This window comes from Pseudomonas baetica (assembly GCF_019733355.1).
GTDB classification, from domain to species: Bacteria; Pseudomonadota; Gammaproteobacteria; order Pseudomonadales; family Pseudomonadaceae; genus Aquipseudomonas; species Aquipseudomonas baetica_A.
Genome location: NZ_JAIHLQ010000010.1, coordinates 35,825 through 58,731, shown reverse-complemented (window position 1 = coordinate 58,731; position 22,907 = coordinate 35,825). Strand labels below are relative to the sequence as shown.

Below are 22,907 nucleotides of genomic sequence, written 5' to 3'. Positions count from 1 at the left end.
TCCGCCGTATCTATTCAGTACGGATTGATCCATGTCTTCTCGCGAAATCCGCATCGCCACCCGAAAAAGTGCACTGGCCCTTTGGCAGGCCGAATACGTCAAAGCCCGTCTGGAAGCGGCCCATCCGGGTCTGCTGGTGACGCTGGTGCCCATGGTCAGTCGCGGCGACAAGCTGCTCGACTCGCCGCTGTCGAAGATCGGCGGCAAGGGCCTGTTCGTCAAGGAACTGGAAACCGCGCTGCTGGAAAACGAAGCCGACATCGCCGTCCATTCGATGAAAGACGTGCCGATGGACTTTCCTGAAGGTCTGGGACTGTTCTGTATCTGCGAGCGTGAAGATCCGCGCGACGCTTTCGTTTCCAATACCTATGCCAGTCTTGATGCCTTGCCAGCCGGTAGCATCGTCGGCACTTCCAGTCTGCGTCGTCAGGCGCAGTTGCTGACCCGCCGCCCGGATCTGGAAATCCGTTTCCTGCGCGGCAACGTCAACACTCGTCTGGCCAAGCTCGATGCCGGCGAGTATGACGCGATCATCCTCGCGGCGGCCGGGCTGATTCGACTCGGTTTCGAAGACCGCATCACGTCGGCCATCAGTGTCGATGACAGCCTGCCGGCCGGTGGCCAAGGCGCGGTTGGCATCGAGTGCCGCAGCGCCGATACTGAAATTCACGCTTTGCTGGCGCCACTGCATCACGCCGATACCACTTCGCGTGTCACGGCCGAACGCGCACTCAACAAACATTTGAATGGCGGCTGCCAAGTGCCGATCGCCTGCTACGCCGTGCTCGAAGGTGAGCAATTGTGGTTGCGTGGTCTGGTGGGCGAACCGAGCGGCGGCAAGCTGCTCAGCGCCGAAGCCCGGGCGCCGCGCGCGGATGCCGAAGCCTTGGGTGTGCGGGTCGCTGAAGACCTGCTCAGCCAGGGTGCCGCTGACATTCTCAAAGCGGTGTACGGCGAGGCAGGTCACGAGTGACTGGTTGGCGCCTGCTGCTGACGCGCCCTGCCGATGACTGTGCGGCGCTCGCCGAGACGTTGGCCGCGCAGGGGGTTTTCAGCAATTGCCTGCCGCTTTTGGAAATTGCACCCCTGCCGGTCTCTGACAAAATACGTCAGGCGATTACGCGGCTGCCCGGTTGCAGCGCGGTGATCGTGGTGAGCAAACCGGCGGCACGAATTGCAGTGGATCTGCTCAAGGCCCATGGCATGCAGTCTCTGGCGATGCCGTGGTTTAGCGTCGGTGCGGCGACTGCGCAGATTCTCAAGGATCACGGCCTCGATGTGAGCTTCCCGGCAGAAGGCGATGACAGCGAAGCCTTGCTGCAATTGCCGCGTCTGGGTGAAGCTGTGGCCCGGCCCGGTTCGCAGGTTTTGATCCTGCGTGGTGAGGGCGGCCGCGAGCTGCTCGCCGAGCGCTTGCGCGAGCTTGGTGCTAGTGTCGAGTACTTGGAGTTGTATCGACGCGATCTACCAGCGTATGCGCCGCAAGCGTTGTCGTGGCGTATCGAAGCGGAACGCTTGAATGGGCTGGTGGTCAGCAGTGGACAGGGTTTTGAGCATCTGCGCCGGATGGCCGGTGATGCATGGCCTGCGATTGCGCGGTTGCCGTTGTTTGTTCCAAGCCCAAGGGTCGCCGAGCTGGCAGTTGCCGCCGGGGCCCAAACAGTTGTGGATTGTCGCGGCGCGAGTGCCGCGGCTTTGCTGACGGCGCTACGGGAGCATCCCGTGCCCGTTTTCTAATGCAAAGGATGGATACGTGAGCGAAACAGCCTTGCCTAAAGATGACGTCCAGCCTGTGCTTGAAAAGCAGGTTGAAACTCCACCGCCGGCCAAAGAGCCGCGCCGAGACAATGGACTGGCCATCGTCGCCCTGTTGCTCGGTGCTGCCGGTGTCGCGATCGGTGGTTGGGGTGTCTGGCAGGTGCGTCACCTGCAAACCAACACTGAGCAGCAGTCGGGTCAGGTCCAGACGTTGAATGATCAGGCGCAGAGCCTGAAGCTCAGCGAGCAGCGGCTGAGCGAGCGTCTCGCGCAGTTGCCGGGCGCCGACGAACTTGCTGATCGCCAGCGTCTGGTGGCTCAGCTTCAGGGTGATCAGCAACGACTGAGTCAACGTCTGGAAACCGTCCTTGGCGCCAGTCGCAAGGATTGGCGTCTGGCCGAGGCCGAACACCTGCTGCGTCTGGCCAGCCTGCGTCTTTCGGCGTTGCAGGACATCAGCAGCGCTCAAGCCCTGGTGCAGGGCGCCGACGAAATTCTTCGCGAGCAAAACGACCCCGGCTCTTTCGCTGCTCGTGAGCAAGTGGCGAAAACCCTCGTCGCATTGCGCAGCACCGAGCAGCCGGATCGCACCGGGTTGTTCCTGCGTCTGGGTGCGCTGCGTGATCAGGTTATCGGCCTTACCGAACTGGCGCCGGAGTACAAGGATCGCGGCGAGTCGCTGCTCGGTCTGACGGCCGATGGTGACGGCGCCAGTCGCTGGGCACAGTGGTGGGATGAGGTCTCTCGCTACATTCGTATTGATTTCAACGCTGACAAGAATGTGAAGCCACTGCTGGCCGGGCAGAGTCTGAGCCAGGTGCGCCTGGCTTTGAGCCTGGCGCTGGAACAGGCGCAGTGGGCGGCGCTCAATGGTCAGGCGCCGGTGTACACCCAGGCGCTGACCGAGGCGCGGGACGTGTTGCACGGCAACTTCAACCCGGACAATCCGCAAAGCAAAGTGATGCTTGAGCAGGTTGCCGAGCTGAGCAAGGAACCGGTCACGGTCAACACCCCGGATCTGACCGGCACCCTGAGTGCGGTGCAAGCCTATCTGGAGCGGCGTAATGTCAACGCCGAGGAATCGGTGAAACCCTTCGCCAAACCTGCCGCCAACACCGCGCAGGAGGCCACACCATGAAACGTCTGTATGTGATCGTGTTTCTGGTGATCGCCGCGACGGCAGCATTGGGCCTGGCGATTGCTGAGCATTCCGGTTACGTGCTGGTGGCCTACAAGTCCTTCCGCTACGAGTCGAGTCTGTGGGCGACGTTGGCGCTGATCGCGGTGTTGTGGTTGCTGGTCTGGGGCATCAAGGCGTTGGTCGAGCTGGTCATGACGTCCAGTGGCGTGGTCAATCCATGGTCGCGGCGCAACCGCAGCCGGCGGATACAGGTGGCAATCGAGCATGGCCAACTGGATCTGGCAGAAGGTCGCTGGGCCAGCGCTCAGCGTCATTTGTATCGTGCCGCCGAAGCCGAACGCCAGCCTCTGCTCTACTATCTCGGTGCTGCCCGCGCGGCCAACGAACAAGGCAATTACGAGGATTGTGATCGTCTGCTGGAGCGCGCTCTGGAGCGTCAGCCACAAGCTGAGCTGGCGATTGCTCTGAGTCATGCACAGTTGCAGACCGACCGCGGCGATACCGATGGCGCGCTGGTGACATTGCAAGCGATGCACGAGCGTCATCCACACAATGTGCAGACGCTGCGCCAGTTGCAGCGCCTGTATCAACAGCGCGGCGAATGGTCCGCGGTGATTCGATTGCTGCCTGAACTGCGCAAGGACAAAGTCCTGCCACGCGCTGAACTGGCTGAACTGGAACGCCGTGCCTGGGGTGAGAATCTGTCGTTGGCCGCGCAGCGCGAAGAGGACGGCTCCGTTGGCCTGCAGTCCCTCAATCGCGCCTGGCAGCAACTGACTTCGGCGCAGCGCCAGGAGTCGCCGCTGGTGTTGGCTTACGCCGAGCAATTGCGTCAGCTAGGTGCTCAGGTGGAGGCAGAAGAAGTACTGCGTACGGCCCTAAAGCGCAATTACGACAGCCATCTGGCACGTCTTTATGGCCTGGTTCGCGGCAGCGATCCGGCGCGTCAACTGCAAACCGCTGAAGGCTGGCTCAAGGATCATCCGAACGATCCAGGTCTGCTCCTGACGTTGGGGCGTCTGTGTCTGCAAACCAGTCTATGGGGGAAGGCGCGGGATTATCTGGAAAGCAGCCTGCGTGTGCAGCGCAATCCGGAAGCCTGTGCGGAACTGGCGCGCTTGCTCGCGCAACTGGGCGACACTGATCGCAGCAATCAGTTGTTTCAGGAAGGACTGGGTCTACTGGACGAGCGCCTGCTGGCCGCGCCGCTTCCGGTCCCGGCGCACGTCTGAAGTCACGAGGGAGGTCGCTCCCTCGTTCCCGTTTGGCGACCGAAAATTTAACTTCAAGGCGCGTCAGGGGCAAAGTCCTACAGTGGATTGCACCTATTCCTCTCGAACCTGTCGGGTTTTCCCTACACATCTGGTGAACTGTCGGCAGGGCGTTGCCTTGAAAGGCTGACACGCTTTCCTCTACCGTAACCGTCTGTCTCTACTGTTACGGAAAAGCCATGTCGTTGGCCTGCTCACGCTCCTTGTTCTTCATGGCTTTCACTGCGGGGGCCTTTGCTCTGGGAGCTTCCTATTATCTTGAATACGCGGTCGGCCTGACGCCGTGCAGTCTATGCCTGGTGCAGCGGCTGTTCCTCACGCTGCTGTGCGCCTCTTGTGGTCTGGCGGCGGTGCACGGTCCCAAACGTGTCGGTCTGTGGCTTTACTGGCTGTTTGCGCTGGGCGCAAGTCTGGGGGGCACCACAGCGGCCTGGCGGCAGGTATTGATTCAAAGTGATCCTGTGCTGCAAATGCTCAATTGTGCCCCGCCGCCGGAAACGATGTTCAACGGTTTGCCGTGGATCTGCGCGTTGCAAAAGATGTTTAACGGCGGTGCCGATTGCGCCGAAATTTCCTGGACGCTGTTCGATCTGAGTATCCCGGAGTGGAGTTTGTTGTTCTTTGTAGCGGTGTCGATTCTTGCCGTTTATCAATTGTTGCGACTGGTCTGGAATGCTCTGCAACGACCGCCGGGCGGCGAAGCGTCGCACCGGAAGCTGATCAGGGATTAAACACTTGTATGAACTTTATCTCCTGCGTACCTTGAAGCCATAGGCGTGCGGGCATAATCTGGCCCCCACGTGTCATTGGATTTATGTTGCTCGATGACGCTCTGCCCGGCCGTCCCCCAAGTCAAAACCAAAAGCGGGACGCGGGTGTAGAGCAGCATGACCCACAAGGGAAGAGAGATCGCCATGCTCGAAAGTTGTCAGAATGCTCAGGAACGTTGGGGTGGAGTTCATCTGCTGATCGACCGCTGGTTGCAAGAGCGTGAGGAGCTGATTGGCGCCTACGACAAGCTCGGCGCTGAGCCCCAGGCGTTGTCCGAGAATCGCAAGCCCTTGCAGGAATTCTGCGGCGTGCTGGTCGACTACGTATCGGCTGGACACTTCGAAATCTACGAACAGTTGACCGGTGAGGCCAAGGCATTTGGCGACACTCGCGGCCTTGAACTCGCCGAAACGATCTATCCGCGCATCGATGTCATCACTGAAAAACTCCTCGCGTTCAACGATCTTTGCGATGACGGTAAATGCGTTGCAGAGAAGTTCAAGGAGCTCGGTGGACTGCTTCACGAACGCTTCGAGCTGGAAGACTGCCTGATTGAAGTGCTGCATACCGCACACAAAACAGAAGATCCGGTTCAGGCCTGATTGGCTTTTTCAATAAAAAACGGTGCGCCCAAAGCGCACCGTTTTTTTATGCCTGATCAGCTCGTCGCACCGCGCAATTCGACTTCAAACACCAGTGGTGTGAATGGCGCGATCAAGTCGCCTGCACCATCGGCGCCATACGCTTGATCCGATGGAATCACCAGTCGCCATTTGGAGCCCACCGGCATGTTTTGCAAAGCGGTGCGCCAACCGGCAATCACGCTGTCGAGGTTGAACCATTGCGGCTGAGTGTTCTGATCGAACACCGTGCCGTCTGGCAAACGACCGATATACAACACCTGCACTTTTCCATCGGGACCGGCCTTGGCGCCGGTGCCGTGCGCAAGCTCGGTGAGCAGGATGCCGTCGGCGAGTTCCTTCACACCCGGTTTGGCTTTTTCGGCGCTCAGAAAGCGCTGCTCGTTTTCCATCGCCGCGTCGCTCGTAGGCATCGCGGCGTGCTCGGCATTCTGCGATTCATGATCGGCCAGAATCTGCTCGATCCGCGCTTCACTCAGCGCCAGCGGCTTGCCTTGATAGGCCTGTTGCAAGCCGTCCACCAGCGCCTGGATCTGCAACTGCGGGACTTCCTGGCGCAAGCGTTCGCCCAGGCTGGCACCGAGGCTGTAGGCAAGATCATGAGCGTCGTTCGCGGTGGTTTTTTCGTCGGCGTGGGCCGCTGAAAAAATCATGCAGAGGGATAAAAAAAGGTAGCGCGACATAGGCACTCTCCGACCTGAGATGCGGTGGATTATGCCAGCGCGAACGTCTGCAACGGTGAACTGCTTTTGACTTAATGCAGAACATTTTCACTTCGGTGCAACGCAGCGCTTTCCTTACTGTCAAGATGACCTAGCGGCGGTAGCAGCAGAGGTCTAGTATGAGCCGCACTCACGTCAGCCAGGAGGTAAACCATGTCGGCCACCAAGAAGCCTGTAAACACTCCGTTGCACTTACTCCAACAACTCTCGGGCAGCTTGCTCGAGCATCTGGAAAACGCTTGCTCCCAAGCCTTGGCTGATGCTGAAAAACTGCTCGCCAAACTGGAAAAGCAACGCGGCAAGGCGCAAGAAAAACTGCACAAGTCGCGCACCAAATTGCAGGACGCCGCCGCCGCCGGTAAAGCCAAGGCACAGACCAAAGCCAAAGGCGCAGTGAAAGAGCTCGAAGAACTGCTCGATGCTCTGAAAGAACGTCAGTCCGACACTCGCAACTACATTCTGCAACTCAAGCGCGATGCTCAGGAAAGCCTGAAATTGGCCCAGGGTGTTGGCCGTGTGCAAGAAGCAGTGAGCAAGGTTCTGTCATCCCGTGACGCGAAGCCTGCTGCAGCACCTGCGAAGAAAGCAGCAGCCAAACCTGCTGCTGCCAAAGCACCGGCGAAAACGGCTGCTGCCAAACCCGCTGCAAAGCCGGTAGCTAAGCCAGTTGCAAAAGCACCTGCAAAAGCACCTGTGAAAACGGCTGCGAAGCCTGCGGCGAAAAAACCGGCTGCGGCAAGCGCTGCAAAAACGGCGGCTAAAACTACTGCTGCAAAACCGACTGCTGCAAAACCAGTTGCGGCCAAAACGGCTGCTACAAAAGCCGCTGTAAAACCAGCCGCTGCCAAAGCTGCTCCAGCTAAATCCACAGCGGCAAAATCAACCGCTAAACCGGCTGCCAAAGCGGCGGTAAAAACCGCTGCTAAACCGGCTGCCAGGACTGCCGCTAAACCGGTCGCCGCCAAAGCTGCGGCGAAACCCGCCGCCAAGCCAGCTGCAAAACCAGCAGTTAAACCCGCCGCCAAACCGGCTACTGCTGCCGTCAAGCCAGCAGCCAAATCGGCCGCCAAGCCTGCCGTGAAAAAACCAGTTGCTGCCAAACCAGCCGCTGTAAAACCGGCAACCGCTCCGGCTGCCAAGCCTGCTGCACCGGCAGCCCCGGCCTCGTCGGCCGCCAGTGCTTCGACTACCACGACTGCACCAGCGCCAGCCGCTGCGTCGAGCAGCACCAACAACCCGACCAGCGCTTCCTAAGTGCCGGCTGCCGCGACGCGCAGCCTTTGCAGCGCGTCGCGGTTCAGGTTGGCGGCTGTTGTCGCCAAGCTCTCCAGCCATGCCCCCGACCCTGGGGCGTCATGCAACGGCCAATTCTGCGCCGCCTGCTCCAACTGCCACAGCAGATGCCGTTCGGCTTCCAGCTCCAGCGACTTCATTTGATCGCGCAGCCCCTTGAGCACCGGATCTTCCTTCGCCAGGCTTTTCCATTGAGTGCGCAATGCACGCAGTGGCTGCACCACCTCCACGTCCCAAGGTTCCACCAGCATTTGCAGTTGCCGCACGCGTTGCTCACTGCAGGTCACCCCGCGTTGTTCCAGCCATAGGCCGCAAAGCAGCAAGCAGACATTGGTGCCCGCCGCTTGCATGTGCAGGCAGGCGTTTTCCACGCCCGGGCGGGCGTAGGTGGCAAGGGAAAAGCTCCACAGGTCAGAGGACATCGTGCTACTCGCGCCAGTTGTGAGCGAAGCTGGTAGACTCCGCCGCCATTATGATCCGACTTCAGAACCTGACTTTACAGCGTGGCCCGCAACGTCTGCTAGAAGACGCCGAGCTGACCCTGCACGCCGGCCACAAAGCCGGCCTCATCGGCGCCAACGGCGCCGGCAAATCCAGCCTGTTCGCCTTGCTGCGCGGCGAGTTGCACCCGGATTCGGGCGATTGCCTGCTGCCGGCCGACTGGCGGATCGCGCACATGCGTCAGGAGGTCGACACGCTTGAACGCCTGGCGGTCGACTATGTGCTCGATGGCGACCTGCGTCTACGCGAAGTGCAGCGTGACCTTACCGCAGCCGAAGCGGCCCATGATGGCGTGGCGCTGGCCCGCCTGCACGCCGAGCTCGACAGCGCTAATGGCTACACCGCCGACGCCCGAGCCCGCAAGCTGCTGGCTGGCCTGGGATTTACCAACGAACAGATGGATCGCCAGGTAGGAGATTTCTCCGGTGGCTGGCGGATGCGTCTGAATCTGGCGCAGGCTTTGATGTGTCCGTCGGATTTGCTGCTGCTCGACGAACCGACCAACCACTTGGACCTCGATGCCATCATCTGGCTCGAAGAGTGGCTGAAAAGTTACCCGGGCACCTTGCTGCTGATTTCCCACGACCGCGATTTCCTCGATGAAGTCGTCGACCATGTGGCCCACGTCGATCAGCGCAAAATCACCCTCTACCGTGGCGGCTACACCGCGTTCGAACGTGCCCGTGCCGAGCGTCTGGCCCAGCAGCAACAGGCCTACGAGAAGCAGCAGGCGCAACGTGCGCACATGGAAAGCTACATCGCCCGTTTCAAGGCTCAGGCCACCAAGGCCCGTCAGGCACAGAGCCGGATCAAGGCACTGGAGCGCATGGAAGAACTGTCGGCGGCCCACGTCGATTCGCCGTTCGACTTCGTGTTCCGCGAGTCGACCAAGATCTCCAGCACGCTGATTGATTTGTCCGATGCGAACCTGGGCTACGGCGACCGAACCGTGCTGGAGAAGGTCAAGCTGCAACTGACCCCCGGCGCGCGGATCGGTCTGCTCGGCCCTAACGGTGCGGGTAAATCGACGCTGATCAAGAACCTCGCCGGTGAGCTGCAACCGCTGGCCGGTCGCCTGACGCGTGGCGAGAACACCGTGGTCGGCTATTTCGCCCAGCATCAGCTCGACTCGCTGGATGCCAAGGCCAGCCCGTTGCTGCACTTGCAGCGTCTGGCGCCAACCGAGCGCGAGCAGACCCTGCGCGACTTCCTCGGCGGTTTCGACTTCCGCGGTGCACGGCTCGATGAGCCGGTGCTGAATTTCTCCGGTGGCGAAAAGGCCCGTCTGGCCCTGGCGTTGATCGCTTGGGAGCGGCCGAACCTGTTGCTGCTCGATGAACCGACCAACCACCTCGACCTGGAAATGCGCCTGGCGCTGACCATGGCTTTGCAGGAGTTCAGTGGCGCGGTACTGGTGGTGTCTCACGATCGGCATTTGCTCAAGAGCACCACTGATAACTTCTATCTGGTCGCCGACGGCAAGGTCGAAGAGTTCGATGGCGACCTCGAAGACTACGCCCGTTGGCTGGTGGAATACCGTCAGCGCAACGCGCCGGTCAGCAACAACCCAGTCAACCCGGACAAGACCGACAAAAAGGCCCAGCGCCAGGCCGCTGCTGCATTGCGTCAGCAACTCGCACCGCACAAGCGTGAAGCCGACAAGCTTGAAGCCGAACTGGGCAAGCTCCACGAGAAACTGGCCAAGGTCGATGCCAGCCTCGGCGACAGCGACATCTACGAACCGGCACGCAAGAACGAGTTGCGTGATCTGCTGGCCGAGCAGGCCAAACTGAAAGTGCGCGAAGCCGAACTGGAAGAGGCGTGGATGGAAGCTTTGGAGACGCTGGAAAGCATGCAGGCGGAGCTGGAGGCGCTGTCCTGATGGACGCGTTCAGGCTGTCGCTTCCGGCCATGTGGGTCGAGCCGATCTGGCTCGGCGTGCAGATTCTGCTGATCCTGCTGGTCGGCTACCTCGCCCAGCGCTTTGTCGCCAAATGCCTGACCCGTCTGGGTGAGCGCTATCCGTTTCCGCCGCAGTTGCTGATGCCGCTGCGCGGTGGCTTGCGCTGGCTGATCATGGGCAGTGCGCTGATCTTCGTGCTTGAGCGCCTTGGCGTATCGGCGACGGTGTTGTGGACGGCGTTGTCGGGATTCGTCGCGGTGGCGGCGGTGGCGTTCTTCGCAATGTGGAGTGTGCTGTCGAATCTGCTCTGCGCGATTCTGATCTTTACCGTCGGGCCGTTTCGGCTCGGTGATGTGGTCGAGTTGGTGGACACCACCGACAAGCCTGGCGTCAAAGGCCGGGTGGTGGCGATCAATCTGCTTTACACCACGCTGATCGAGGCTGAGGAACTGGGCACGGGGAGCGCGATGGTGCAGGTGCCGAACAGCTTGTTCTTCCAGCGCTCGGTGCGGCGCTGGCGCGGCAGTGATGTGTTTCCTTCCAGCGGTTTCGAGAAGTAAATTCCGTGGCGTATGTTCTGACGCCTTCGCGAGCAAGCCCGCTCCCACATTTGGAATGCATTCCCCTGTGGGAGCGGGCTTGCTCGCGAAGGGGCGCTCAGCAGCTCCGGCAACATTCAGCAAAAAATCGGTAGTCATCCATTCAAACCCGCATTAGCTTAGGCATTTGTCACGAGCATGAGTCGAGGTGTGCGATGGAGCTACAAACATGGCTGGCGTTTTTTGCTGCCTGCTGGGTGATCAGTCTGTCCCCTGGCGCCGGCGCCATTGCGTCGATGTCCAGCGGTCTGCAATACGGTTTCTGGCGCGGTTACTGGAATGCCCTTGGCCTGCAAATCGGCCTCGCGGTGCAGATTGCGATTGTCGGCGCCGGTGTCGGCGCAGTCCTCACCGCCTCGGCTACGGCGTTCCATGCGATCAAATGGTTTGGTGTGGCCTACCTGGTTTATCTGGCGATCAAGCAATGGCGCGCGCTGCCCATGGACATGAGTGATGACGCAGCGGTGCGGCCGATCGGCAAGCCGCTGGCGCTGGTGTTCCGTGGTTTTCTAGTGAACATCAGCAACCCCAAGGCACTGATTTTCATGCTGGCGGTGCTGCCGCAGTTCATCAATCCCCACGCACCGCTGCTGATCCAGTATCTGGTGATCGGCGCGACCATGATCTGCGTCGACCTGATCGTCATGGCCGGCTACACCGGTCTGGCGTCGAAAGTGCTGCGGTTGCTGCGCACGCCCAAACAGCAGAAACGCATGAACCGCACGTTTGCCGGGCTGTTCATCGGTGCGGCGGCGTTTATGGCGACGTTGCGTAAAGCAGCGGTTTAAACCCCCGCAGGCATAAAAAAGGCGACCTTTTGAGGTCGCCTTTTTCATTTGTGGCGTAGGCTTTAGCGCAAAATCACCGGCGCGGTATCACGCGGCAGATTGTTGCGCGGCTGCGGCTCGCGCGGCTGCTCGTAACCGCCACCGCCGAGTTGTTGGCTCAGTTGCCCGGCCACGTCCTCACCCAGCGCCTTCGACACCTCACGCACCACCCTTGGGCGGTTCAGCGAGATCTTGATGTCGCGGTGGTTCACCAGTTTGGTGTCCTGCGCTTCACCCATCGCCGTGAAGGCCGAAGTGATCTCAAAGGTCTTGGTGTTGATCAGGCTGAAGTCCGCCACCAAGGTCAGGCCCAGCACGGCCGAATAGCTGTCGGTGTGCGCCAGCTCGTTCATGTCCTGGGTGAAGTCGATGTCCGATACGGTACCGAACAGAACATAGTCGGCGCCCTTGAAGTTACCGGCCTTGATCCGCTTGATCACGTCGTAGATATCACCCTTGGACGACGCGGTGTACGGCGTGCCTTGCACCAACTGGAACATGCCGGTGCGCAGGATTTCACCTTTGATGTCACCAGTGAATTTGCGCAGTTCGGTTTGTTCGATGTAGCTGGTGGTCGCTTCGAGCTCGTTGTAGTTCGAAGAACCGCTGGAGCTGTAGTAACCCTCGCGGTAATTGCTCTGCGCCGAAACGATGTGGATGTATTGCTCCACACGTTCCTGGTACGCCAGATCCGTCACCGCGACTTTCGGGGCCGCTTGCACGCTGAACGCGCAAGCCAGGGCCATCATGCCAATCCATGTGCGCATCGATTAACGCTCCGTGGTTTTGCGGATCTCTTTTTCGTCCATCCACTCGGCCAGACCGCTTTCAACGTCGATCAATTGCAGGCTGAATTTGTAGAAGACGTCCTTGTAATCGCTGCTGCGCTTGACGATCGAGCTGATCGAGCCTTCGATGCGGTACTTGGCGGCGATCATGTTACCGGTCTTGGCCACGGTGCTCTTCTTGTACAGGCCGCTCTGGTTTTGCAGCTTGAGCTGGTCAACCTGGCTCTGCATCGCATTGTTGTCGCTGGCGAAGCGCGCAACGCCAGTCTTCATCAGTTGGGTCTTGATGCTGGTGGTGATTTCGCGGGTGTCGATGTACTCGCTGGTCTTGTTCTTCACGTCGTAGACCTGAACCACCGGACGGCCCTGCAGAATGCCGGACTGGGCCAGGGAGCGGGTCATCGACTCGGCGATCATTTGCAGGTCGGTCGAACCGAATTCGTTGGTCACGGTTTCAACCGCTTTGGTGTCGCCGTAGCTGATGTTCTTGCTGCCCAGGGTCGGCGAAGTATTGGCGCAACCGGAGGCCAGCAGGGCGATGACGGCGATGCAGGAAAAGCGTGCAAACATGGGAATGCTCTCTAAAACAGGAATAGTGGGTCGGGCTTAAGGCGTCTTGAGTTCCAGACGGAAGTCCACGGCTTTCGGGGTCGGGGCGATGCCCTGGATGAAGCTGGTCTGCGCGCCGTACATCATCTGGCTTTTCCAGACTTCTTCCTCGGCAATCGGGAAACCTTCCGGGCCGAGCCAGGCGAAGCGGTAGTAGAACGTCTTGTTGCTGTTGAGGGTGTTGCTCAACTGCACGTTGACGGTCATGAAGCCGTTTTCGCGCGCGACGCGCATGGCGCCGACGACGATGTGTTTCTGCGGGCCCATGGCCACGACCTTGCTCGCGGCGCTGCCCGGCTCCGGTGGTGGCGGGGTAGCGCAGCCGCTGGCCAACAAGGCGAGGGCGGCGACGGCGATGAGTTTGAAGTGCATGCAAAGACTCCGTTCTTAAGGTTGTTTGATGCTGGCGACGTTGGTCGCGCCGGCGCTCGGGATCACGTGGGCGGCGAGACCGCCAGCGAACACCTGATTGCCCACGGCGCGCAGGCTGATCACCTGATAACGTTGATCAACAGTGACCTTGACCACTGAACCGCCTACGGCACTCGGCAGGGTGACTTGGTGTTCACCTTTCTTCAAGCGCAGACGCACCACTTGGGTGTTGTCCGGCAAGGTGCGCCACGTACGGGTATCGGCACCTTCGAGCACCGCTGAAGAGATACCGACGGCCAGACCGGCCAGCGGATTGGTTTCGTTGATTTTCTTCTGCGCCACACCTTTGGTGATCGCACGCACGGTGGTGCGCAGGATGATCCCCGGCATGTCATCGCGCAGAGCACGGCGGGACATTGCGGTGGTGCTGTTGAGAGCCGTCAGGTTGACCTGCTGGCCGTCGACACCGATCTGTGCGAACGGCGCGGTGGAGGTGTCAGGTTTGATGATCGGGAACGACAGTGGCGTGATCACCACGTTGTTGGAGATCGGCAGAGGCAGCGGCACGCGGATGGAGTCGCGCGATGGCGCCAGACCACTTTGCACCACGATCAGGATGTCACTGTCATCGCTCTTGGTCGGCTTGTCGAGGTTGACCAGCGCCTGCTCCAGCAGCGGCGTGTTCGGGCGCAGTTCGGCCGCTTTGCGGTAGCCCGGCGCAGCCAGGTCTTTTTCACCCAAGGCTTCGTAGACGAAACCGGCCAGGTAATGGCTGAACGCACTCTGGTAGCTGTTCTTCAGGCTGACCACTTCCGGCGCGTCGAGGCTGGCGACCGGGTAGCCTTGCAGGTCTTTGTACTGAGTCTTGATGCCTTCTTTCTCGGCCTCTTCCTCGCTCTTGAGGTATTCCTTGTCACGCAGGTCGGCGATCACCGCTTCACGTTCGTGGGTCCTCTTGATTGCAGTGCGTGCACCGTCGAAGTCATTGACCGCCAGCAGGTTCAGGGCCATCTGCGTGGTCAGCATGACTTTTTCGTAGTCGTAGCCTTCGTAGCGGCGCGCTTTGTCGTTGACGATGAAACTGCCGAACTGGGCCAGATACTTGCCCGTGTCGAGCTTGACCGAGTCTTCCCACTGACCAACCACCTGGTCGGCGCTGGTCCAGGCATTCTGGCTGCCGGACAGGTCGCCCTTGGCGCGCAGCAATTCACCTTTTTCGAAGTAATAGAGCAGGTCTTTGTCTGGGCCGGCGTTGTTCTTTTCCAGCAGGGTCAGCGCGGCATCGACGTTGCCGGAAGCTAGTTGCTGGTTGGTCTGGGCCAGTTCGGAGTCGTAGTTGCGAAACGCCGAACAGCCGGACAGCCGGACAGCAGAGTGATAGCGCTGAGCGCGATCAGAGTAGGGGCGCGGAATGCCATGGGGGTACTTCTTCCCTGGAGTAACTACAGCCGCGGATGCTGGTCGGGCTGGTGTGACCCATCGACAGTGGCGTTGGCCTCCTGCCAATTCCTCATAACCAGAGGAGCTTTAATGCCGCATCGCGATAGCGCGGGCGCGGCATTATAGGCGTGCGGTGCTGGCTATATAATATCTTTTTGATTTCACTGGTTAGTTAGGTGCCATTACTGCCCGGCGCTGCCAACGTTCGTAGGTGCTGGTGCTTCGGGTAGCACCAGCGCAGACCCCACGTAGTAGTTCTTGCCCATGAATACCCGCAGATTGAACACTTGATGGTTCTGGTCGACACGTACGGTGAACCCGTCCGCTGCACGCAAGTACGGGAAGCTCACGCGATGCAGGCCTTTTTTCAGGCGTAGGCGGGCGACCAGGGTTTTGTCCGGCAGGGTGCGCCAGGTGCGCGTATCCGCCTCTTCGAAAGGATCGTGTTCAGTAACCACCAGCGAAGCCTTGGCCGGATCGCGTTCATTCTTTTGAGCCTGACTGATGGCGGCCATGTTGGCGCGGAACATGGCGCGAGAGATGATCGCCGGCATGTCATCGCGTAACGTACGCATGGCCATGTCAGTAACGCTGTTGATCATCGTCAACGGGTATTGTTTTCCGTCGACGAGCACACTCGGAACAGGAGGTGTGATCGTATCGGGCACCATTACCGGAAACGAGATCGGCGCGACAATCGTCAGGTTTTCGTTCAGCCGCACCGGGATCGGCACTTGCACCGAACTGCGCACCGGAGCAAACCCGGCCTGGACAACGACCAGAACCTCGCTTTCATCTGCTGCCGGCGGGGGCTTGTCCAGATTGCGCAAGGCTTTTTCGAGAAGCGGCACACCCGGGCGCAATTCGATAGCCTGCCGATAACCTGGCGCCGCGAGGCCGCGTTCACCCAGGGCTTCATACGTGAAACCCGCCAGGTAATGGCTGAACGCACTCTGGTAGCCGTTCTTCAGTTCAACCACTTGCGGGGCGTCGAGGACGGCGACCGGATAGCCTTGCAGATCCTTGTAATGCAGCGTGATTCCCTGGCTCCTGGCCTGCTCTTCAGCCTCTTCGTATTGCCGTTCCCGCTGACGCGCAATCAGGGTTTCGCGCTCGTGGGTTTTCTTGATGTCGGCGCGCGCACCGTCGAAATCGTTTTCCGCCAGTTGGTTGAGGGCCATCTCTGTGGTCAGCATGACTTTTTCGTAGTCGTAGCCTTCGTAGCGCAGCAGCTTGTCATTGACCAGCATCGTGCCCATTTCGTTGCCGAACCGGGTCAGCAGCTTCATGGCGCCGGATGGGTTGGCCTCTTCGCGCTGGAAAATCATCCGGTCAGCCGTGCGCCAGGCTTCCTGACTTTGCGGCAAGGCCGTGCCGGCGCTGAGAATGGCGCCTCTTTCCAGGTAATACAGCAGATCCTTGTCTTCCCAGGGATTGTGCAGCTTCAGCAGATAGAGCGCTTCGTTGAGTTCGCCCTTGGCCATCTCATCGATGGTCTGCTGCATCTCCGAATCGTAATCGCGGTAAGCGGCGCAACCGCTCAGGTGCACGATGGCACTGAACAACAGAAAAAACGGCAGGCAACGGCGCATGGAGTCAGGTTCTTCCTTGAACGGCAAGGGCTGGAGGTGAGGCAGTATAGGGGCTGGTTGTCTCGGCATGTCGCCTTCACGGTGCGGGCGTTCGTCGAGTTCATGCAAGGACACGACCGAGCATCGGCGACACCGTTACACTGAAAAAACGACCGTAGCTCCGACAAAGCTTGAGTGAATCTCATTGGAAGTGAACAATGTGTTACTTCGTATTACCAATTGAGATTCGTTCATGACTGCGCCGTCCCGTTTTCTGGCCTGGCTGTTGTTCCCGTTGTGCGCTCTGAGTTGCTCCAACCTGCTGGCCGATACGGTGGAAGGCGCACCGCAAGCCCTGCACATGCTTGATTACATCAGTGCCGACTATCCGCCGACGGTGGACGCGGGCAAGGTCATTGATGACGCCGAGTATCGCGAGCAGCTGGAATTCATTCAGGTGTTGCAGGGGCTGATCGCAGAGTTGCCGGGCAAACCGGAGAAGGCTGGACTGGAACAGGGCGTCATCGCCTTGCGTGCAGCGGTCACCGCTCGGCAGGACGGCGCGGACGTTGCCCGTCAGGCGCGGCAGTTGGGTGCGAAGCTGGCCGTGGCCTATGAAGTCAGCCAGGCGCCGGTCATCACCCCCGATCCGGCGCGTGCCGCACCGCTCTTCGCCCAGCATTGCTCGGTGTGCCACGGTGAAACCGGTGCCGGCGATGGTCCGGCCGGTGTCGGTCTGATGCCGCCCCCGGCTAACCTGCGCGATGCCGCGCGTCTGGACCACCTGAGTCTGTATGCGATTTACAGCACCCTCGGTCAAGGCGTCGAAGGCACCGACATGCCGTCCTTTGCCGATCAATTGGACGATCGCCAGCGTTGGGACATGGCGACTTATGTCGCCGGGCTTAGCGCCGATGCCTCGGCCGCCAAAGCCGAAAAAACCTATAACATCGCCGATCTGGCCCGCCAGACTCCGGCCGAAGTGCAAATCGCCGAAGGCCCGCAAGCCGCTGCGACGTTCCGCGCCCAGCGTGCGCAGCCGCCGCAGGTCAAGCGTGGCCCGGCGCAGTTGCTCGACTACACCGCAGCGACGCTGGACAAGAGCCTCGCGGCCTACCGCGCCGGCGAACACGATCAGGCTTACGATCTGTCGGTGGCGGCGTATCTGGAAGGTTTCGAACTGGTCGAGAGTTCGCTGGATAACGTCGACGCCAACGTGCGCAAGGACACTGAAAAATCCCTGATGGCTTATCGACAGTCATTACAGGACGGTTTGCCGGTGGCGCAGGCCGAACAGCGTCTCGACGCGGCCAAGGCCAAGCTCAAGGAGTCTGCCGGTCTGTTGGGCAACGATGGCTTGAGCTGGTCGCTGAGTTTCATTTCCGGCCTGCTGATTCTGCTGCGCGAAGGTCTGGAAGCGATTCTGGTGCTGGCGGCGATCCTCGCGTTCCTGCGCAACACCGGTCAGCAGTCGGCAGTGCGTAGCGTCAATGTCGGTTGGGGGCTGGCATTGCTGGCCGGCCTCGGTACGTGGGCGTTAGCGGCGTATGTGATTGATGTCAGCGGCTCGCAACGCGAATTGCTTGAGGGCGCTACGGCGCTGTTCGCCAGCGTGATGGTGTTGTGGCTCGGCGTGTGGATGCACGACCGCCGCCATGCAGCGGCCTGGCAGGATTACATCAAGAGCAGTCTGGTCGGCGGCGGCGGGCGTTTCGGCTTTGCGATCCTGGCGTTCTTCTCGGTGTATCGCGAACTGTTCGAAGTGATCCTGTTTTACGAAACCCTGTGGCTGCAGGCCGGCCCTGCCGGACACAACGCGGTGCTGGCCGGCGGCGCGACAGCGTTGGTGCTGCTGGTCGGTCTGGCGTGGGTGATCCTGCGTGGCTCGGCGAAGTTGCCGTTGGCGTTGTTCTTCAGCATCAACGCTGCGCTGCTGTGCGCTCTGTCGGTGGTGTTTGCCGGGCATGGCGTTAAGGCGTTGCAGGAGGCTGGGATCTTCGGTACGCGGCCGGTGGCGTTCTTTGATTTCGACTGGCTGGGCATTCATGCCGATGCGTATTCGCTGACGGCGCAGGCGGTGGCGATGGTCGCCATTGTCGTGTTGTACAGCCGCAGTCGGATGGCCGAGAAGAAGCGGGTCGCCGCTTAAAGGCATTCGCTGCGCTCACATTCGCGAGCAAGCCCGCTCCCACATGGATGGCGTATATCCTGTGGGAGCGAGCTTGCTCGCGATTTTTTTGGAGGTTAAAAAATGCGTGTATGGATCGATGCCGACGCCTGTCCACGGGCGGCGAAGGATCTGGTGGTGAAATTCGCCCTCAAGCGCCAGTTCGAAGTGGTGCTGGTGGCCGGGCAGCCGCAGATTAAACCGGGGTTGGCCATCGTCAAACTGATCGTGGTGCCGAGCGGCCCGGACGCGGCGGATGATTATCTGGTCGAGCACGCCGTGCCCGGTGAACTGGTGATCTGCAGCGACATTCCGCTGGCCGATCGGCTGGTGAAAAAGGGTGTGGCGGCGCTGGACCCGCGAGGCAAAGAGTTTGATGCGCAGAACATGGGCGAGCGCCTCGCCGTGCGCAACCTGTTCACCGATTTGCGTGAACAGGGCCAGATGAGTGGCGGCCCGGCGCCATTTGGTGATCGCGAGAAGCAGGCGTTTGCCAACGCATTGGACCGGATTCTGACCCGGCTCACCCGCAAAACCTGAGTCTTGCACTGACCCTGTGGGAGCGGGTTTGCTCGTGAAAGCGCTGAGTCATTCAACTCAAAGTTGGCTGATACGACACCTTCGCGAGCAAGCCCGCTCCCACACAGATTTCGTTTGCAGTCAGGCTCAGACGTCGTTTTCGTGGGTCAGCTCAAGTACGCGATCAACGAGTTTGTTGATCCCGGACGCCGCTTCACTGATGTTCTGCGCCAGCATGTAAGCCGGGGTGGTCACCAGTTTGCGCGCCTTGTCTTCGATGATGTCGCCCACCGCGCACTCTTCGTGGCTGGCGCCCATCTTGTTCATCGCCGTGGCGGTGTCGGTATCGTTGCCGATGGTGCAGGTCACGCCCGGGCCGTAGATCTTCGCCGCAAGTGCCGGCGAAATGCAGATCAGCCCCACCGGTTTGCCCGCTTCGGCAAATGCCTCGGCCAGGGCCAGCACGTCTGGCTGCACGGTGCAGCCGGCGCCTTCGATGGCGAAGTTCGACAGGTTTTTCGCCGCACCAAAACCACCCGGCACGATCAGGGCATCGAAGTCTTCAACGTCGGCCTGGCGGATATCCTTGATGTTGCCGCGGGCGATGCGCGCCGATTCCACCAGCACATTGCGCGACTCGGGCATTTCTTCGCCGGTCAGGTGATTGATCACATGCAATTGCGCAATGTCGGGGGCGAAGCACTGCACCTGCGCGCCGCGTTGATCGAGGCGCAGCAGGGTGATGACGCTTTCATGGATCTCGGCGCCGTCGTACACGCCGCTGCCGGACAGGATCACTGCAACTTTTTTGCTCATGGGTTTCTCTCCAGATTCATGGCGCTAAATGTCCACTAATTTGTCGCGCGTTGCCATAGGGTTAATGGGCGGCTAAGCCTAGGATCTGTCCTAAGGTTTCCCGTCAGGACGCGTCATGGACTTCATTCTCTATGCGGTGCCGTTTTTCTTCGTGTTGATCGTGGTTGAACTCATCGCTGACCGTTGGCGTGGGGTCAGCCACTATCGCCTGGCCGATGCGGTAAACAGCATCAGCACCGGCGTGCTGTCCACCACCACCGGCCTGCTGACCAAGGGCGTGGGGCTGTTGACCTATGCCTTTGCCCTGGAACATCTGGCGCTGCTCAGGCTGCCGGCGGACAGCGTTTGGGTCTGGGTGTTTGCCTTCGTCCTTTATGACATCTGCTATTACTGGCTGCACCGCATGGGCCATGAGCGAAACATCCTCTGGGCCGCGCATTCGGTGCATCACCAGAGCGAGGAGTACAACCTCTCGACGGCGTTGCGCCAGACCAGCACCGGTTTTCTGTTGAGCTGGATCTTCTACCTGCCGCTGGCCGTGTTCGGCGTGCCGCTGCTGGTATTTGTCAGCGTCGCGGCGTTGAATCTGCTTTATCAATTCTGGGTACATACCAGGCACATCCCCAAGCTTGGCTGGTTCGAGTGGTTCTTCGTCACGCCATCCAATCATCGGGCTCACCATGCGCAGAACGCTCTCTACATGGATCGCAACTACGGTGGGGTGTTCATTCTTTGGGATCGGTTGTTCGGCACGTTTCAGGAAGAGGACGACAACGAACCGATGATTTTTGGCGTGACCACGCCGTTGGCGAGCTGGAACCCGCTGTGGGCCAATCTGCAGTTTTATGCGCAGTTGTGGAGCGACGCGCGTCGGGCCGAGCGCAAATGGGACAAGCTGCGGATCTGGTTCATGCGCACCGGGTGGCGGCCAGCGGATGTCGCAGCCAGGTACCCGATGAACAAGCCGGACTTGAGCCAGTTCCGCAAGTTTGAAGTGTCGATCGACAGCCGCCAGCAGTGGTATGTGGTGGCGCAGTTTGGCGTCTATATCGCGCTGGGCAGTTATTTGATGAATCTGGAACGCAGCTTGCCGGTCGCCGCGTTGATACTCGGCTGGGGGGCTGTGGCGTTCGGTGTGTTTGCGTTGGGCGTGGCCTTGGAGAATCGGCCGTGGGCGCTGAAGGTCGAGCTGCTGCGGCTGGCATCGAACCTGGCGTTGGTGTGGCTGGCGCCGTTGGTTGGGCTCTGGCCGGCCAGCCCGGTGGTGTGGGCTGGCGTGCTCAGTTACAGCCTGCTCAGTGGCATCGGGCTGTACGTGTGTCGCCTGCGACTTACTCGGCTGGCGTCTTAGGCTCGGCTGATTTTGCCAATTCAGCTTTCTGGATTTGCTCGTCTTCGTAGATCTTCTTCGCCAGACGAGCATTCTTGAAACGACGGCGCAGCCACAGGCCAACGCCCAGTATCAGCAATGCACCCAGTACCCACAGCTCGTACTTCTTGATGCTGCCGAGCATGCCTTCCAGTACCGCTCCGAAGTGGTAAGCCGCGGCGGCCAGCGCAGTGGCCCAGATCGCCGCGCCAATGCCGTTCAGCAGCAAGTAACGTCCCGGCGGATACCCCGACAGGCCGATCGCCACCGGCATCACCGTGCGCAAGCCGTAAACAAAGCGGAAGCTCAGGACCCAGATATCAGGATGCTTGCGAATGTGCTCCAGCGCGCGGTCGCCCATCAGTTGCCAGCGCGGTTTGCGCGCCAGTAATTTGCGCCCATGCTTGCGGCCGAGGAAGTACCACAGCTGATCGCCGGCATAGCTGCCCAAGAACGCCACGACCACCACGATGTTGATGTCCATGTAACCGCGGAACGCGAGGAAGCCTGCGAGCACCAGGATGGTTTCGCCTTCGAAGAACGTGCCTAGAAAAAGGGCAAAGTAGCCGAAGTCATGCAGAAATTGTTGGAGCATTGTCTGGGTGCTGGCGAAATGAACGCGCAGCCTACCCCTTCGGACACATTCAGGAAAGTATCGAGATGTGTCTCGACGTGAACAATTCCTACACTGAGAATGGAATACGCCTACCTGTCACAGGTCTCACACAACTGTCATCTGTTGGTCATAATGGCCGTCTATAACTGTCACGCTCGCCCGTTTGCGCGGGCTCAGGAGTCTGCCGTGAGCTTTACCCCTGCCAACCGTTTGTTCCCCGCCACCCGCCTGCGTCGCAATCGCCGCGATGATTTTTCGCGTCGGCTGGTGCGGGAAAATGTGCTGACGGTCGATGATCTGATCCTGCCAGTCTTCGTGCTTGACGGTGAAAATCGTCGCGAAGCAGTGGCCTCGATGCCGGGTGTAGAGCGCTTGACCATCGACCTGTTGCTTGAAGAAGCCGCCAAATGGGTCGAACTGGGCATTCCGGCACTGGCGTTGTTCCCGGTCACACCCGCAGAACTCAAGTCCCTCGACGCCGCCCAAGCCTGGAACCCTGAAGGTATCGCCCAGCGCGCCACTCGCGCTCTGCGTGCTCGTTTCCCGGAACTGGGCGTGATCACCGACGTCGCGCTCGATCCGTTTACCACCCACGGTCAGGACGGCATTCTCGACGAAGAAGGCTACGTGCAGAACGACATCACCGTCGACGCACTGGTGCGCCAGGCCTTGTCGCACGCCGAGGCCGGCGCTCAGGTGGTCGCGCCATCGGACATGATGGACGGGCGCATTCAGGCGATCCGCGAAGCGCTGGAAATCGCCGGCCACGTCAACGTGCGGATCATGGCCTACTCGGCCAAGTACGCCAGCGCCTATTACGGCCCGTTCCGCGATGCCGTGGGTTCGGCCTCGAACCTGGGCAAGGCGAACAAAGCCTCTTATCAGATGGACCCGGCCAACAGCGACGAAGCGCTGCACGAAGTCGGTGCGGACTTGTCTGAAGGCGCGGACATGGTCATGGTCAAACCCGGCATGCCGTACCTGGACATTCTTTTGCGGGTAAAAGATGCCTTCAAAGTGCCGACCTTCGTCTATCAGGTTAGCGGCGAATACGCCATGCACATGGCGGCGATCCAGAATGGCTGGTTGAGCGAGGCGGTGATTCTTGAATCACTGACCGCCTTTAAACGTGCCGGCGCTGATGGCATCCTGACTTACTTTGCTGTCCGCGCCGCTCAATTGTTACGAGAGCAGAAATAGCCCTCCCAGGAAC

Annotated in this window: 22 protein-coding genes and 1 pseudogene; 14 read left to right on the top strand and 9 right to left on the bottom strand. The window is 60.2% G+C overall.

Annotated elements, in window-relative coordinates; all coding sequences use genetic code 11:
* Positions 1 to 31: 31 nt before the first annotated feature.
* The 6 genes from hemC (at position 32) to rsd (ending at position 5,543) form a co-directional block, all read left to right on the top strand.
* A complete protein-coding gene (hemC, locus tag K5E40_RS11485; protein ID WP_221730830.1) occupies positions 32 to 973 on the top strand; it encodes a hydroxymethylbilane synthase in 942 nt (313 codons plus the stop codon).
* Positions 970 to 1,737, top strand: coding sequence for a uroporphyrinogen-III synthase (locus tag K5E40_RS11480; protein WP_221730829.1), 768 nt, complete (start codon positions 970 to 972; stop codon positions 1,735 to 1,737). The genes hemC and K5E40_RS11480 overlap by 4 nt, the downstream gene beginning before the upstream one ends.
* 16 nt (positions 1,738 to 1,753) lie before the next feature.
* Complete coding sequence (locus K5E40_RS11475; RefSeq protein ID WP_221730828.1) at positions 1,754 to 2,896, top strand: uroporphyrinogen-III C-methyltransferase; 1,143 nt, start codon at positions 1,754 to 1,756, stop codon at positions 2,894 to 2,896.
* Entirely contained in the window at positions 2,893 to 4,131 is a 1,239-nt protein-coding gene (locus K5E40_RS11470; protein ID WP_221730827.1) for a heme biosynthesis protein HemY, read from the top strand. The genes K5E40_RS11475 and K5E40_RS11470 overlap by 4 nt, the downstream gene beginning before the upstream one ends.
* Positions 4,132 to 4,349: 218 nt before the next feature.
* Entirely contained in the window at positions 4,350 to 4,901 is a 552-nt protein-coding gene (locus K5E40_RS11465) for a disulfide bond formation protein B (protein WP_221730826.1), read from the top strand.
* A 183-nt stretch (positions 4,902 to 5,084) separates the two neighbouring features.
* On the top strand, positions 5,085 to 5,543 hold the full coding sequence (gene rsd / locus K5E40_RS11460) for a sigma D regulator (protein ID WP_221730825.1): 459 nt from the start codon (positions 5,085 to 5,087) through the stop codon (positions 5,541 to 5,543).
* Between the two features lie 56 nt (positions 5,544 to 5,599).
* Here rsd and K5E40_RS11455 read toward each other — a convergent pair whose 3' ends face one another.
* Positions 5,600 to 6,265, bottom strand: coding sequence for an FKBP-type peptidyl-prolyl cis-trans isomerase (locus K5E40_RS11455; protein WP_221730824.1), 666 nt, complete (start codon positions 6,263 to 6,265; stop codon positions 5,600 to 5,602).
* A gap of 192 nt (positions 6,266 to 6,457) precedes the next feature.
* On the opposite strand from K5E40_RS11455, the gene K5E40_RS11450 reads away from it, so the two are divergent.
* The gene (locus tag K5E40_RS11450) at positions 6,458 to 7,558 is read left to right on the top strand and encodes an AlgP family protein (RefSeq protein WP_221730823.1); all 1,101 of its coding nucleotides are present in this window, start codon (positions 6,458 to 6,460) and stop codon (positions 7,556 to 7,558) included.
* Here K5E40_RS11450 and K5E40_RS11445 read toward each other — a convergent pair.
* Positions 7,555 to 8,019: a TIGR02444 family protein gene (locus K5E40_RS11445; protein WP_221730822.1), complete on the bottom strand. Its 465-nt coding sequence runs from the start codon at positions 8,017 to 8,019 to the stop codon at positions 7,555 to 7,557. The two genes, K5E40_RS11450 and K5E40_RS11445, sit on opposite strands and share 4 nt — an antisense overlap.
* Positions 8,020 to 8,069: 50 nt before the next feature.
* On the opposite strand from K5E40_RS11445, the gene K5E40_RS11440 reads away from it, so the two are divergent.
* The 3 genes from K5E40_RS11440 (at position 8,070) to K5E40_RS11430 (ending at position 11,388) form a co-directional block, all read left to right on the top strand.
* Positions 8,070 to 9,980 (top strand): ATP-binding cassette domain-containing protein, encoded by a 1,911-nt coding sequence (locus tag K5E40_RS11440; RefSeq protein ID WP_221730821.1) that lies wholly within the window; start codon positions 8,070 to 8,072, stop codon positions 9,978 to 9,980.
* Entirely contained in the window at positions 9,980 to 10,561 is a 582-nt protein-coding gene (locus K5E40_RS11435; protein ID WP_221730820.1) for a mechanosensitive ion channel family protein, read from the top strand. The genes K5E40_RS11440 and K5E40_RS11435 overlap by 1 nt, the downstream gene beginning before the upstream one ends.
* Before the next feature lie 194 nt (positions 10,562 to 10,755).
* Complete coding sequence (locus K5E40_RS11430; protein ID WP_221730819.1) at positions 10,756 to 11,388, top strand: LysE family transporter; 633 nt, start codon at positions 10,756 to 10,758, stop codon at positions 11,386 to 11,388.
* Between the two features lie 62 nt (positions 11,389 to 11,450).
* Here K5E40_RS11430 and K5E40_RS11425 read toward each other — a convergent pair whose 3' ends face one another.
* From K5E40_RS11425 to K5E40_RS11405, 5 genes and pseudogenes are all read right to left on the bottom strand, one after another.
* A complete protein-coding gene (locus K5E40_RS11425; protein WP_221730818.1) occupies positions 11,451 to 12,194 on the bottom strand; it encodes a penicillin-binding protein activator LpoB in 744 nt (247 codons plus the stop codon).
* Positions 12,195 to 12,197: 3 nt separating this feature from the next.
* Positions 12,198 to 12,785 (bottom strand): penicillin-binding protein activator LpoB, encoded by a 588-nt coding sequence (gene lpoB, locus K5E40_RS11420; protein ID WP_039757415.1) that lies wholly within the window; start codon positions 12,783 to 12,785, stop codon positions 12,198 to 12,200.
* A gap of 36 nt (positions 12,786 to 12,821) precedes the next feature.
* A complete protein-coding gene (locus tag K5E40_RS11415) occupies positions 12,822 to 13,196 on the bottom strand; it encodes a YcfL family protein (RefSeq protein WP_221730817.1) in 375 nt (124 codons plus the stop codon).
* Positions 13,197 to 13,211: 15 nt separating this feature from the next.
* Positions 13,212 to 14,614, bottom strand: a pseudogene (locus K5E40_RS11410) (COG3014 family protein).
* 204 nt (positions 14,615 to 14,818) lie between these two features.
* The gene (locus tag K5E40_RS11405) at positions 14,819 to 16,228 is read right to left on the bottom strand and encodes a COG3014 family protein (RefSeq protein WP_221730816.1); all 1,410 of its coding nucleotides are present in this window, start codon (positions 16,226 to 16,228) and stop codon (positions 14,819 to 14,821) included.
* 232 nt (positions 16,229 to 16,460) lie between these two features.
* Between K5E40_RS11405 and K5E40_RS11400 the strand changes: the two genes are divergently transcribed.
* Together K5E40_RS11400 and K5E40_RS11395 are read left to right on the top strand one after the other, a co-directional pair.
* Positions 16,461 to 18,356, top strand: a complete 1,896-nt coding sequence (locus K5E40_RS11400) for a cytochrome c/FTR1 family iron permease (RefSeq protein ID WP_221730815.1) — start codon at positions 16,461 to 16,463, stop codon at positions 18,354 to 18,356.
* A 102-nt stretch (positions 18,357 to 18,458) separates the two neighbouring features.
* The gene (locus tag K5E40_RS11395) at positions 18,459 to 18,914 is read left to right on the top strand and encodes a YaiI/YqxD family protein (protein WP_221730814.1); all 456 of its coding nucleotides are present in this window, start codon (positions 18,459 to 18,461) and stop codon (positions 18,912 to 18,914) included.
* 126 nt (positions 18,915 to 19,040) lie between these two features.
* On the opposite strand, the gene elbB is transcribed toward K5E40_RS11395, so the two are convergent.
* Positions 19,041 to 19,709: an isoprenoid biosynthesis glyoxalase ElbB gene (gene elbB, locus K5E40_RS11390; protein WP_221730813.1), complete on the bottom strand. Its 669-nt coding sequence runs from the start codon at positions 19,707 to 19,709 to the stop codon at positions 19,041 to 19,043.
* Between the two features lie 115 nt (positions 19,710 to 19,824).
* Here elbB and K5E40_RS11385 point away from each other — a divergent pair, with 115 nt between their 5' ends.
* On the top strand, positions 19,825 to 21,060 hold the full coding sequence (locus K5E40_RS11385; RefSeq protein ID WP_221730812.1) for a sterol desaturase family protein: 1,236 nt from the start codon (positions 19,825 to 19,827) through the stop codon (positions 21,058 to 21,060).
* Here the strand turns inward: K5E40_RS11385 and K5E40_RS11380 are convergent.
* Complete coding sequence (locus K5E40_RS11380; RefSeq protein WP_221730811.1) at positions 21,041 to 21,673, bottom strand: DedA family protein; 633 nt, start codon at positions 21,671 to 21,673, stop codon at positions 21,041 to 21,043. The two genes, K5E40_RS11385 and K5E40_RS11380, sit on opposite strands and share 20 nt — an antisense overlap.
* Positions 21,674 to 21,880: 207 nt before the next feature.
* On the opposite strand from K5E40_RS11380, the gene hemB reads away from it, so the two are divergent.
* Positions 21,881 to 22,894 (top strand): porphobilinogen synthase, encoded by a 1,014-nt coding sequence (gene hemB / locus K5E40_RS11375; RefSeq protein WP_221730810.1) that lies wholly within the window; start codon positions 21,881 to 21,883, stop codon positions 22,892 to 22,894.
* The last annotated feature ends 13 nt before the right edge of the window (positions 22,895 to 22,907 follow it).